General features: G+C 58.2%; 9 protein-coding genes and 1 pseudogene. 5 read left to right on the plus strand and 5 right to left on the minus strand.

The features are described 5' to 3' along the window. A pseudogene (locus H5V44_RS18250) lies at positions 1–78 on the minus strand (IS6 family transposase); the annotation flags it as partial. 345 nt (positions 79–423) lie between these two features. On the opposite strand from H5V44_RS18250, the gene H5V44_RS00005 reads away from it, so the two are divergent. Further along, complete coding sequence (locus H5V44_RS00005; RefSeq protein WP_185191094.1) at positions 424–1,323, plus strand: IS1595 family transposase; 900 nt, start codon at positions 424–426, stop codon at positions 1,321–1,323. A 318-nt stretch (positions 1,324–1,641) separates the two neighbouring features. On the opposite strand, the gene H5V44_RS00010 is transcribed toward H5V44_RS00005, so the two are convergent. Next, complete coding sequence (locus tag H5V44_RS00010; RefSeq protein ID WP_185191095.1) at positions 1,642–3,726, minus strand: aryl-sulfate sulfotransferase; 2,085 nt, start codon at positions 3,724–3,726, stop codon at positions 1,642–1,644. Positions 3,727–3,753: 27 nt separating this feature from the next. On the opposite strand from H5V44_RS00010, the gene H5V44_RS00015 reads away from it, so the two are divergent. Further along, positions 3,754–3,933, plus strand: a complete 180-nt coding sequence (locus H5V44_RS00015; protein WP_185191096.1) for a hypothetical protein — start codon at positions 3,754–3,756, stop codon at positions 3,931–3,933. 551 nt (positions 3,934–4,484) lie between these two features. Here the strand turns inward: H5V44_RS00015 and H5V44_RS00020 are convergent. Together H5V44_RS00020 and H5V44_RS00025 are read right to left on the minus strand one after the other, a co-directional pair. Next, positions 4,485–4,835 (minus strand): hypothetical protein, encoded by a 351-nt coding sequence (locus H5V44_RS00020; protein WP_185191097.1) that lies wholly within the window; start codon positions 4,833–4,835, stop codon positions 4,485–4,487. A gap of 843 nt (positions 4,836–5,678) precedes the next feature. Further along, on the minus strand, positions 5,679–8,213 hold the full coding sequence (locus tag H5V44_RS00025) for a DUF7827 domain-containing protein (RefSeq protein WP_185191098.1): 2,535 nt from the start codon (positions 8,211–8,213) through the stop codon (positions 5,679–5,681). A gap of 445 nt (positions 8,214–8,658) precedes the next feature. On the opposite strand from H5V44_RS00025, the gene H5V44_RS00030 reads away from it, so the two are divergent. Further along, positions 8,659–9,813 carry a glycosyltransferase gene (locus tag H5V44_RS00030; RefSeq protein WP_185191099.1) on the plus strand — a complete coding sequence of 385 codons (1,155 nt, stop codon included), beginning with the start codon at positions 8,659–8,661 and terminating at the stop codon, positions 9,811–9,813. A gap of 18 nt (positions 9,814–9,831) precedes the next feature. Continuing rightward, positions 9,832–10,869 carry a glycosyltransferase family 4 protein gene (locus H5V44_RS00035; RefSeq protein ID WP_185191100.1) on the plus strand — a complete coding sequence of 346 codons (1,038 nt, stop codon included), beginning with the start codon at positions 9,832–9,834 and terminating at the stop codon, positions 10,867–10,869. 44 nt (positions 10,870–10,913) lie between these two features. Here H5V44_RS00035 and H5V44_RS00040 read toward each other — a convergent pair whose 3' ends face one another. Next, positions 10,914–11,663 carry a 3-deoxy-manno-octulosonate cytidylyltransferase gene (locus H5V44_RS00040; RefSeq protein WP_185191101.1) on the minus strand — a complete coding sequence of 250 codons (750 nt, stop codon included), beginning with the start codon at positions 11,661–11,663 and terminating at the stop codon, positions 10,914–10,916. Between the two features lie 112 nt (positions 11,664–11,775). Between H5V44_RS00040 and H5V44_RS00045 the strand changes: the two genes are divergently transcribed. Then, positions 11,776–12,792 carry a glycosyltransferase family 2 protein gene (locus tag H5V44_RS00045; RefSeq protein ID WP_185191102.1) on the plus strand — a complete coding sequence of 339 codons (1,017 nt, stop codon included), beginning with the start codon at positions 11,776–11,778 and terminating at the stop codon, positions 12,790–12,792. The last annotated feature ends 38 nt before the right edge of the window (positions 12,793–12,830 follow it).

A 12,830-nucleotide genomic window follows, 5' to 3' on the forward strand; every position in this document is an offset into this window, starting at 1 on the left:
CTCGGGAGTCCGCTTGCGCTCCACAAACGACAAGTCAATCCACTCGATACACTGACTGAGGCGGTCGAATTCTGTCATAGACACTCAGAACTCGTCCGCCTCATCCTCTAAATTAACGCGACCGCTTCAAGCGGGCCGATCTTCTTTACGAACCTCTGATCCTCAAGTTTCGGTAATTCTGCATTGATGTAATTACGGTCCTTCCCAATCCGTCTCGCTAAGTTTGCCGCGGTATCCCACTCACCGTCGGACAACTCTTCCAAAATCAGGAAGCCAGTTGGTTGGGATAATCTCATCCACCTGGAAATTATATACTATCAGTACTTACTTTTGCGCTCTTGGGTAGCAGATTGTTGGTCGGATCTCAGCAGTAGCTAGGAGTCGTAGCGGGCAAGGGTGGCGCGACGCGCCACCCGACAAACGATGATTCCACTCAAGACGTTCGTCTCGGAGCGTCGGGCCGCGAATCTGCTGGCACAGATTCGCTGGCGTGACGGCGTCTATTGCCCGCGCTGCCGTGCCGAATCTGTGATTCGGTACGGCAGCTATCGGGTCTTCCAGCGATACCGCTGTAAGAATTGCGACCGCACGTTCAACGATCAGACAGGCACCGGTTTCGAACACTCACCAGTCGCTCTCAGCAAGTGGTTTTTCGCCGTCTACACCTATATCCGTTTCAACACGAGTCTCAGACAGTTAGACGTGGAAATAGAAGTCTCTTACAAGTCGGTGTACCGGCGCGTCCAGTGCTTCCTGCGAGCGCTGGACGCGCCTCAACTACACCTCGAAGGCCCGGTCAAAATTGACGAACTGTGCGTGAAATCTGGGCTCAAAGGCCGCGAGCGCGACTCCCGGTCGCGCTCGCGTGGCCTGTCCACGCGTGGACGAGGGACGTACGAACAGGACAAGCCACCGGTGTTCATTCTCGCTGATCGTGGAAGCGGTGACCACTATGTGCTCCCAGCGAAAGCCGCCGACGAATCGACGATTCGACTCCTGCTGGCGGTCGGCCAGCAGGAGTCGTTAGTCGTCTACACCGACGGCTTTCGAGCGTACGATCCGCTTGATGAGGACGACACATTCACCCGCGAATACGTCGTCCACGGCGACGGAGATGTCCACGTCAATACCTGTGAGAGCCACGGATCGCTGGCGCGATCCTGGCTCTCGCCGCATCGAGGCATCTCAGAGGACAAACTGACGCCGTATCTCAGAGTATTCCAACTCCGTCGTCGTGTCTATCGAAAACCGGGGAAAGAAGCACTCAAAACCATCCTCGAAACCGCACTCTGCTCACCAACAATCTACGCCACAAGAGCGTAAGCCGTATCTCAGAGCGTTCCAACTCCGACGTGAGGTCTTCCGAAAACCAAGGGAAAGAAGCGCTGAAAACCATCCTCGAAACAGTACTCTGACTCATCAACAATCTACGCCACAAGAGCGATGACATTTTTATCTCCAGCCAGTGGGACACTCGCGAGAACGCGATGGCCTTCTTCGGGTCTGACCAGTTCGGCGAGATTCTCGAGTGGGGCCCCGACGCGCTGGCCAACCGCCCGCGACGCGCCTCCCTGGCGTAGCGTGCCTACCGCCGCGGCTGGGGAGGCGAACGCGAGGGATGCTACACCCCCCGTCGCGATCCTACACCTGCTGCGACGCCGTCGGGTCGCACAAGAGGACCCACTCTAGGGTGGCGAGCAGCACCGCGGTGCACAGAAGCGGCGTGATCACCGCCGGAGAGAGCGCCAGCCCGGCTATCGAACCCAGGCCGAGGATCCGGAGCGCGGTCGCGGCCGCCGCGGCGACGAGGAGGACACGGAGGAGGTACCACGCGGCCAGGAAAGCGTATGTGCTCCGGCGAGCCGGCGGAAGTGATCTGGCGCCGTCGAGCCGGAGCACCGCTGCGCGCCCGGAAACCGCGAGCACGAGGCCGATACCCAAGAATCCGGCCGGAGTCGCGGCCGAACTAGCTCCGACGGCGAGCGCCCAGAGCGCGACCAGAAGTAAGCCGAGGCCGCCGACGCTGCGGCCGCCAGGCGACGGGAGAAGCGTCGCCCCTCTGGTGTGGAGCAGCCGCCAGACGGCGAACGCCAGCGCCGCGGCGCCGGTCGCGCGCAACGCTGCCGGGTTCGGGATCCGGATGGTCGTCCCGCCGACACCAAGCGTCAATGCGAGCAGGCCCGCGCCCAACCCGATCAGCGCGAGGAGGCCGCCCACGTAAGCAATCCGAACGAGTCGCCGGCGCCGGTTGTCCGCCGGGGCGAGGTGTCGGTCACACACATACCGGAGGCTCTCGACCATCGCCAGGATCCCGAGGGTGTGGTACAGCGGATCCCACCGCCACCACTCGACGGCGAACCCGCCGCGGAATTGTAAACTTGGCTCGACGCTGGTCCAGAGGGTCGCAGCGCCGCCGAGCGCCACGGCGGCGGCCAGCAGACCGCCGGTGAGCGGTCCGATCCGGGCGCCGAGGTCCGGCGCATCGAACCGGGAGCCACGCCGGAACAGGTCGACCTCGAACCCGCCCCACACCACTAAGACGACGAGCCCGAGTCCTCCCGACACGAAGTCATATACCGACACCCAGAAGGGGAATATCCACCGCGAGAGCTGGTAGGCGTCGGTAACCGGACTGGTGAGCGCGTCAACGGGACCACCGGCCGTGTCCGGCATCCGCGCGGTTTCGAACTCGTCGCGGAACTCGGTCATCGGCGGCCCGTCGGGCTCGTCGCCGAGTCCGATCCGCTCGACATCGTACGGAAACTTCGAGATCCGCATCTTCCAGACGGTCTCCCGCGACGGGGTCACCTCCATAACGAACCGGCTGTCGACGAGCAGCGTGTTTCCGTTCGGAAGCCGGTCGGCGTCGCGCGGCCACACGAGGTCCTGGTCGTACTCCCAGGTGAGTTCCCACCCCGTGTCGGTGCGCCGATATTCGACGATCCGGTCGTTTTCGCTGTCCGCGACGAGCACGGTTGGCGGGTCCCGCGAAATAAGGTTGGGGTTGTGTTGCTCGTAGAGAATGTTGTAGTTGTCCTCCTCCCCCAGTGTCCACCTAATTTCCTTCGTCGAGCGGTTGATCAACATAACCCGATCAAAGTTGCGTGGGCTCACGAGAAACGCCGAGGCATTGTTGACCGCATCGACGTCGTTGAGGTGGGTGTAGTCCCCGGCATAACTGGTTGGATCGCCCCCGCCGACGTCCGGCGGGAACCGATCGGTGAAGTTGTACGTCCACACCCGCTCGCGAGTCCCGTTCGAGCGGTCAATGACAATTACTTGATGGCTCGTACCGTCGACGTACGCGTACCGCCCGTCGCCGAGTCTGTCGACGTCGTGGGTCCCGTTTGCGATCCTGAACTTCGCGTGTACTGCCCCGGTCCGCCAGTTCTGTACGACCGCGAACGACTCGCCCGCTCCGTTCTTGGCGGCGTACAGCAACGTCGTGTCGTTGAGTGGATCCACGTCGAAGTACGTCGCGTACGTCGTGTTCTGGTGCACCGTTCGCTCCGTGTCCGGTTCAACGACGACGAGCCGGGAGTCCCGTCCGTTCCCGAGGTCGTCGCCCTGTGCGGTAACAACCACCAGTTCATCGGCGTTCGTGTCGTCGGCCGTTCGCTCCGACCGGATGTCGTCGTGAGTGACGGCACTGGTCACGACCGGGGTGAACAGGAGGGCCACGATAACGAGTGCGGCGACGCGGGCACGGGTCCGCTGGTCTGCCATTGATCACCGTTCTGACGTATCCGATAAATGCGTTTCGTGTTTCGAGCGGCGGTCCCCGACGGCACCGGGAGGTACCGTGCCGAGGCGGTTGTCAACCGCCTCAGGAAGGATGTCGACGCCGCGTACGCCGACGGCCGCGACGCTGCGGGCGACACATACGCCCTCATCGACGACCTAGTGGCCGTTCTCGACTCGCTCACCCTTTAAGCAGTGAATACTGCGTTCGGAGTCCGACCCGTTCGTGGGATACGCACAGCATAGGAAGACGTGCGTAGCGGAACAATGCCCACTCCATCACACTGTGATACCTTGTCCGAGTTGTTTCGATCAGAGAACCCCGAACTCACGAACACACACGTAGTGTGTGCTTCAACAAGGGCGATACCAAGCAAGGTCGATAAGTGGGTCGTCTGCCGGGAGTTCAACTCAGTCGTCCGTCCTATCACTCTTGTCGGATGGTCACTGGTGGGGTGCGGAAATGTTCACCCAGGAATGAAGCTTCTGGTACGCCGAGTCGACAGTTGATTGCTGTGGCGGAATCCCCCCGGTACAGGAGGTAGGTAAGCCGGAGTTGGCCACCTGTCATCGTTGGGGCGCCTCTTCCGTATCTGTATCTGTTAATTCCACCCGGATATGAGTTTCCTATCGAGCACACGTTATGGATGGTCCCGATCGGCGGTACCTGGGCCCTCACGCCTGACTTCCATCACATCGCGGGGAGATACAAAACCACATTGTATGCGTTCCACAGCAGCCCGCTAGTGGAAACATTCGAACTCCACTACGCTTGATTGACTAGGAATCCGCCTCCTGTACCACGAGAGTATCTTCGCCCTGATTGCTCTCTTTGCGATTGCTATCGCCTCGTTTTGCTTCTCCGCCCGGTACAGCATAGCAACACGATCCATAGCCTCTTTCAGAGGCCAGGCGGCGGTTGTGTATCTTGCCACACTGCTCCCCACTGGGCTTGCGAGGTCGCCTTCGGCGCCGTGCTCAGCGTGCAGAACCTCCTGCCTGCCATCGCTGCGTCGTTCGAGCGCTCCGACGTCTTTGTCGGCTAAGTCCGTGGGGATGTCTGGGATCTCCTCCGGGGTACTTCTGACTCTCACGCTCGAACTCGCTGTCCCGGAATCTCGTCCCTTGTATCCGGTTATGAGAGTCCTCATCGGGTGCAGTCTTGGTCCTGTAGTATGGCTCGCTGACGCACTCCTCATTATCCCACTCCTCAGCGATCGGTCGCCTCCGGTATTTCACTGGGGCGGCCTTGCTGCACTGCTCATATATGGCCCCGTATTCGGTCCCGTCTACACCATCTTCTGTGGGCCTCCACCCATTCACCAACTCCGTTTAGTGACGCGCCGACCGCGAACGACAGGTCTCACGCACAGAGCCGCCAGCTGTCCTTCCACTGGGAATACGGCCTGGAGTCTATCTGAGGATAGGACTTAGATTCGGACACATATTATAAGTCCTCAAAACGGATACTTCAACTCGGCCATTCTTACCAAACCACATTCGGTTTCGTCCGTCAAACTCGCCTGGTCGCTGTAGACCAGGCGGTGAGTTCTTAATATATTTACTCCGTGATAGGAAACGAGTCTGTGGATCCAAAATCCGATATAAGCTGTATGTCTCCTGTATCACGACTAAGCTTAGTACTCGTGAAATACCCAGTTAGTTTATGTAACACGGAAGGATTTGACTGAGAGTGCGTCTTGTCAGTGTAGTATTGCGTCGGAGATCTGCAGTCAAGTGGGAACTCCACGCTTCTGTCGGCAGGAAAGGAATCTACTGACACGCTCACCACTCCGCTGATGATGAGGTTAGACCTACCTCCGATGTCCACCACCAGTTGCTCTCTCCGTGGGTAGCGCTGTCGCTATTCGGTGGAGCGCGCGAAAGAAAGTGGAAAACGGAAGGACCGGACGAAGTCCGGTGGTTAGTTGGCTACGTTAGTCTCGCCGGATGGCGAGCAGCGCCGCGGCCAGGAGCGCCGTCAGCGCGACGACCACACCGAATCCAGGCGTGCTGGTCGGAGTGGAGGTCGGCGTGTCGGTGTCCGGCATCGGCGTGTCGGTGTCCGGTTCGGGCGTTGCCGTGTCCGTGTCGGGCTCCGGCGTCGGAGTATCCGTGTCGGGCTCCGGCGTGTCCGTGTCGGGTTCGGGCGTCGCGGTGTCGGTTGCGACAGCCTCGACGACTGTACCATCCTCGGTTTCGTCGCTCGCGAGGATAATGCCCGTGCTGCTGACGGTGATCTCGTAGGTGTCACCGACGTTCTGCCCGCTGAAGTCGAACGTTGCACCGAAGCTTCCATCCGAACCAACGACCGGCGTCGCCGTCTTCAGGAAGCTCGGGCTCACGCCATCGTCACTGCGGACGCGGAGACGCACTTCCGTGCCCGGAGCAATGTTGGTCGTGGCGCTGATGGTCTGCCCGGACGCCTGCGAGACGTTGAACGGTTCTTGAATCGTCACTTCAGGCTCGTTGGCGTTAAATGTGACGAGCGTCTCGGAGTTCTCGTCGTCGTCGAAGTCGTCTTCAGGCACGAAGTCCTGTCCGAACGGCGAGTCACGGTTCAGAACGGTGAAGTTCGTCTCCAGAGCCGTGTCGCTGTCGCTCGGGAGCGTGTCTCCGTTCTTGTAGTTTACCGAAGCGGTGTCGACGATGACGAAGTATGTGTCGTTCGGACCGTCAGCGATGACGGTCACGTTAGCGTTGCTGCCGGTGTAATCGAGGTCGAGTTCTCTGGCATCCTGGTTCGCACCGGGACTAGCTTCCTCGATTGTCAGGTTGATCGGGCCAGTTGCGTTAAGGGTACTGAACGCCTGGCTAACGTCCTCATCCTCACGTGCGTTGAGTGCTCCCTCGAAGCCGGACGCTTCGAGTTGGTGCACCGCGAAGTCACCGACAGCAACCTCGGAGGACTGCGTGATCTGGCCTTCTTCGATGGCCTCGTTCACGTCCTCAAGATCAGAGACGCTACCGATGGCCTCCTTGCTTCCGGTCCACATCCGAATGTTCTCCGTGCTACGGTCCTCTAGCGTTACAGTCGCAATGTCGTCGGACTGGGTGACTCCAGTGGTAACACCTTGATCGCCGGCTTCGGCTTCGAGATCGTAGTCGCCGGCGTCAAGAAGCTCACCTAGACCGTCGGCGCTCGGACCGTTGGCCGGGTTGTTGTTCTGGGTCTGGTCAAGCAGGACATCGTCGCTGTCGGAGTCCAGCGCGAAGACGTTGGCCTGATCGTCTTCGAAATTGTACGTGTTGACATAGAAGGTGACTTGATCATCACCGTTGTCATCCTCAAAGGTGGCGTTCGCGATGACACCGTCGTCCTTGGAGCCGAAGGTAACCGTTGCTTCGGAGGTCTCCGTCATCTCGATCGTGGCCTCAAGGATATCTCCACGCTGGTCGGTGATGGTGGTGCTGACGAAGCTGACATCCTCATCCTCTGCTTCAGAGACGGTGATCTCCGAGGATTCGACCGTGACGCCGGTCGCATTATCGGTTACCTCAACCGTGTACGTGCCGGGATCGAGCGTATCGCCATCATCAGCGGAGCCAGCATTGAAGTCGATGTCGGCCTCACCCTGACCGTCAAGGGTAGCCTGCGTCGTGTTGATGCTGTCACCAGTGTTATCCAGCAACTCAGCCTCAATGTCTCGCGAGCCGGCCACGGCCGAGACGGTGGTCTCGATCGTGTCGTCGGTCGAGACGTTCAGGTCGTCGGCCTCGATGTCCAACTGCAGATCGCGGACGTTGATGAACGCGCGGTTGGCTTGATTGTCACTATTGTTTATGAAGACCCGGTACTCGCCGAGCTCGCGGTCTCCCGTGTTGAAGGTGTACACGGAACTGTTCACACCGGTACTCCCTTCCTGGAAGTAGGTGTTGTCCTCGCCCTCAACAGTCACCGGGACGTCGCCGCCGGCGGCTTTCGTCCGGCTGATGTTGTTGTACTTTGAGACGTTGATTGCGATGGTAACGCCTTGATACGCCGTCACGTTGGTCGCGGTGTTGGCCTGCACGTCGGTACCGCCACCGTTGGCGTCACCTTCGTATTCAAGCGTCTGACCGGCGAAGACGACGGTCTTGTCACCGTCGTTGGTGATCGTGTCGCCACCCGGCGACTGAATGTTCTCGCTCAGCGAAACCTCCAGATCGTTGGATGGGTAGGCCCGATCCAGAGTGAGGATAACAGTCGCGTTCCGTTGCCGGAAATTCTGGATTGATGACGTGTTGTCGCCATCATCCAGAATCGTGAAGTTATCTCTGTCCAGCGACGCAGCTTCAACGTTGCCTTCGAACGGTACTTCGACTACTGGGTCGCCGCCGCCACTCTCGTTTACGTAGTGGACGGCATTGCCGCCATATGTCGGCTCTTCCGCAGCGACACTCCCCGAGAACGCCACGGTCCCAGCGAAGACGCTGAAGATCATGAGCGCCGCGAGGAACACCGCGCGGACTTTCTTTGTGTTTCCTGTCATAGTTTGGTTGGATCGCATCGATCGGCGACACCAGCTTTGCGCGCACCGAGGCGCCCGACCGATTCGGGCATCCGAGTTCGGCTTGCGGTACTCGCTTCTGCCACCATAGGTAGGGGTACGTCACAAACGTGCACCACGCCCGGTAAATACTTTGTGTAGTTGTCTGACGCTAAACGGCTGTGAGAGTTCCCACAACCCCCGGAATCTCTTGCGAACGGTTCACACACAATCCGGGCGGAAGTGTATAAACCAGCGGGAGGCGTTCGCGTGTGCGAGCGGGCGAACGATGAGTAATTGCGAGTGGCCGAGTCACGTTGAATTGCGAACGGCTGTTCTACGATGGTGGTAGATTCCGATATCCTGACCGAAACCGCCGACGAATATCGAATCCCCGTCCTACCCGCGGATCACGGGTGTTTTTACTTCGGTCACCGAAAGCCCGCGTATGCGAAGACTCGTTCGGCGTTTCCTCGGCTCTGTGGTGGCTCTTCTCTCGCTCACGGGGCTTCCCTACGTGGTCTATCTCCTGCTCGCGAAAGTGTGGAACCCACACGGGTCGCCCGCGGATAAGCGTCGAGCGGAGCCGACGGTGAGCATCGTGCTGCCGACCTACAACGAGGAGCGGATCGTCGAGAACAAACTCCGCGACATCGTCTCGCTCGATTATCCGATGGCGAAGATCGAGGTCGTCGTCGTCGATTCCAGCGACGACGATACGCGAGAGATCGTTCGGGAGTTCTTCGCGGACCGAGAGGCGCCCGAATTGACGCTGTTGGAGGAAGACGAACGCCGAGGGCTCGCACCAGCGTTGAATGACGCTTATGCGGCAGCGTCGAACGAGATGGTCGTCAAGACCGACTGTGACTCGAAGCTCGCCCCCGACGCGCTTCGGGAGGCCGCCGCGAACCTCGCGGACTCGGACGTTGGTGCCGTGACGGGACGAAACGTCGACGTGCTCGGCGGCAGCGACGTTGAGGAGGGATACCGGGACGTGCAGGCGACGATTCAGACGTTGGAGTCGCATCTCGATTCGACGCTCATCTTCCACGGGCCGTTTTCCGCGTTCGAGAACGACGAGATCGTCCCGATCGATCCTGACTCGATCGCCGACGACACGGAGTTGGCGCTGAAGATCCGGAAGAACGGGAAGCGGGTGGTGTTCGACCCGGAGATTCGGTACAAGGAGGCGTCACATTCGGCGTTTGGAAAGCGTCGAACGCAGAAGGATCGCCGAGCGATGGGGTTGATTCGGTTGCTGCTGCAGCATCGGGATATGCTGGGGCGGTATGGGTTGTATGGCGGTGTGGTGTTGCCGTTCAACTGGTGGTTTATGCTGGTCTCGCCGTGGTTGTTGGCCGCTTCGATCGGGCTTACAACGGTTCTGGGGCTAGCTACCGCTGGGCCGCTCGGACTGATCATTCCGTCAGGCATTAGCATATTCACGGTTTTAGGTTCCCGTGATAAGCTTGGACCGCTACAGTCAGTATACGCGGTGTTCGATACGCAGGTGTCACTGTTGTTTGCTGCAGTAAAGTTGCGGCGTGGTGAGGGGTCTGCAGCGTGGGAAGTGGATGAGGAACTGCGAGACGTTTACGAGTGACTAGTGGGTGAGAGAGTAATGAAGATCTTGCAGGTGACGCCGCGGTACCCGCCGCAGTCCGGTGGCGTAGAGACACACGTCAAAGAGATCTCTGAGCGGCTTGTTAAACGCGGTCACGAGGTGACCGTGGTCACTGCGGATGCAGGGAAGGACGGCGAACGTCGCGAGCGACGGAGCGGAGTTACTGTTCGCCGGTATCGAAGCATCGCCCCGAACGACGCGATGCATCTCTGTCCGCAGATCGTAATGGCTGTTCGGGAATCGGAAGCGGACGTGGTACACGCACACAACTACCACTCATTTCCATTGTTTTTTGCTGCACTGGGTATCGGTGACCATCGGTTTGTAGTGACAACTCATTATCACGGCGGCAGCGCAAATTCTGTGCGAGATCACCTGTTGTCGCTGTATCACCCACTCGGTCGGTGGGCGGTTCGGCGTGCAGATGTGATTGTTGCGGTCAGTGAATGGGAACGAGAGCAGTTGAGGTCCGATTTTGATACAAATGCGACGGTGATCCCCAACGGGGTAGATGTGGACCGGTTCGCGAAGGCGAAGCCGGTTGAACGGGAGCGGCCATACATGTTGACGGTTGGTCGGCTGGAAGCGTACAAAGGTATTCAGCACGCAATTAGGGCGTTGCCCAACCTTCCGGAGTACGATCTACTCGTAATTGGGAGTGGTCCATACCGAGAAACATTGGAACAGATCGCTAGTGAGAGTGGGGTCGAAGACCGAGTGGAATTTATGGGATACGTTGACGCCGATACGTTGCCGGGGTTGTACTCCGGTGCAGAGGTATATCTTACTCTCTCCGAATTCGAGTCCTATGGAATGACTGTTTCAGAAGCTATCTCGGCAGGCACGCCGTGTGTGGTCCGCCAGGCGGCTGGTCTGCGGAACTGGAATAAGAAGGATTGTGTAGTTGGTGTTGAGGAACTAACACCGGAAGTAATTACGGAATCTGTTCACACAGCGGCAACTCGTGAGCCTTCACCTCGGAGGCTTCCTACCTGGAATGAAACCACTACCGAGTTATTATCACATTACGATTAGTCGAAAATACGTCGCGTTGTCCTCCGAGACTACCTCGTTCGGTCTTAGTGGTACTCTTCAAACAGCGGATCATTGGCCATCATTTCGTTTACCTTCTGGTGGTCTTCGGGTGTATCAACAGGATATGTCTCCCGGTCGGTCCTGATCAGCCGAACGTTGTGCCCATTTTCGAGCAGTCGCAACATATCGATTGATTCGACCCGCTCCAACTGAGTCTCCGCCATCGACGTGAATTCGAAGAGGAATTCCCGTTCGAAGGGGATTACACAGACCTGGTGGTACACCGGAGCCTTCTCATAGTTCCCGGCTTGTATATACGGAACTGGCGACCGTGAGAAATACAGGGCGTCCCAGTTCTCGTCGACAACAACCTTCACATTGTTCGGATCTTCATACTCGGATTTGTTAGGAATCGGCCTGGCGAGGTTAGTCACTTTGACACCATCCTCATCCCGAACCGGTGCGATAGCGTCGTCAAGCATATCTGGATACACCAACGGCTCGTCGCCCTGCATCACAACCACGATATCTGCATCAAGGCTCTTTGCTGCTTCTGCCACGCGATCGGTAGCACGAGGATGTTGGCCAGTCATAATGGCCTCACCGCCGAAAGACTCCGTTTCCTTGCGAATCTCCTCGTCAGGGGTAGCGACGTAGGTTTGATCCACGGCGTCGCTCATCCGAGTCCGACGATATACGTGCTCGATCATAGTCACCCCGTGGATATCACATAGCGGCTTCCCGGGATACCGCGTCGATCCCATCCTGGCGGGGATGATAGCAGCAACGCTCATACCCACCGAATCTCTTACTTAAATAAAAAAGTTCCTTTAATACCGTTGCAGACAAGTTGAGTGATGGCGAAGCAGAAACAGATTTGTGTCCTGACTATGTTAGAATCGATTGATGGAATCGCCACGTGCCTCAATTATCGTTCGGTCTTACAACGAGGCAGAACACCTAGGCAAACTACTTCACGGGCTCGAAAAGCAGAGCTTCCAGGATTTTGAAGTCGTCCTGGTTGACTCCGGTTCTACGGATGGGACGCTCGAAATTGCCAATGAATACGGCGTCGAAACGATTGAGTACATTGATCCGGAGAACTTCTCGTTCGGCCGTGCACTGAACTACGGTTGTGACGCTGCCCGCGGGGAGTTCTGTATCATCGCAAGTGCACACGTATATCCGAAGCGCGATGACTGGATCGAGTGTTTACTGGAGAAATTTGAGAACGACATTGCATTGGTGTACGGGAAACAGCGTGGGAACGATACGACGACGTTCTCCGAAAATCAGATTTTCAAGCAGTGGTTTCCCGAGCGAGACATCGAACGGCAGGATCATCCGTTCTGTAACAACGCCAATGCAGCTATTCGACACGAACTGTGGGAAGAGTACCCGTACGACGAGCAGTTAACCGGTCTTGAGGATGTCGACTGGGCCAAGCGCGTCCAGAAAGACGGGTATGATATCTCCTACGCCGCCGATGCGGAGATCATTCACGTTCACGACGAGTCCGCAGGGGAGGTTCTCAACCGATACCGACGAGAAGCGTACGCCCACAAGCAGATTCTCCCGAACCAGTCGTTCTCACTGTGGGACTTCTTCCGACTGTCGGCGACGAACATCGTCTCAGACTGGAACGCAGCACTAAAACAAGGGGTGTTTTCCGACAATTTATTCGAAGTCCCAAAGTTCCGCCTCCTACAGTTCTGGGGGACTTACCGAGGATTTTCGCAGGATGGGCCGATCTCTGACCGACTCTGGCAGCGATTTTATTACCCTGACCGAGACTCCTACCCTGATCCAGATCGTGAAGTCAAAACTGACCGCCCTGACCCGTCTGACGACCGCGAGGGCAACTATATCGATTACTCTGATGCCGGGCTGTATCCCGGTAGTCCGGAAGAGGAACCACGATAGTGATATGGGCCGCGGTTTTCGGTGCCCGACAAAGCGAA

This window comes from Halobellus ruber, assembly GCF_014212355.1.
GTDB classification, from domain to species: Archaea; Halobacteriota; Halobacteria; order Halobacteriales; family Haloferacaceae; genus Haloquadratum; species Haloquadratum rubrum.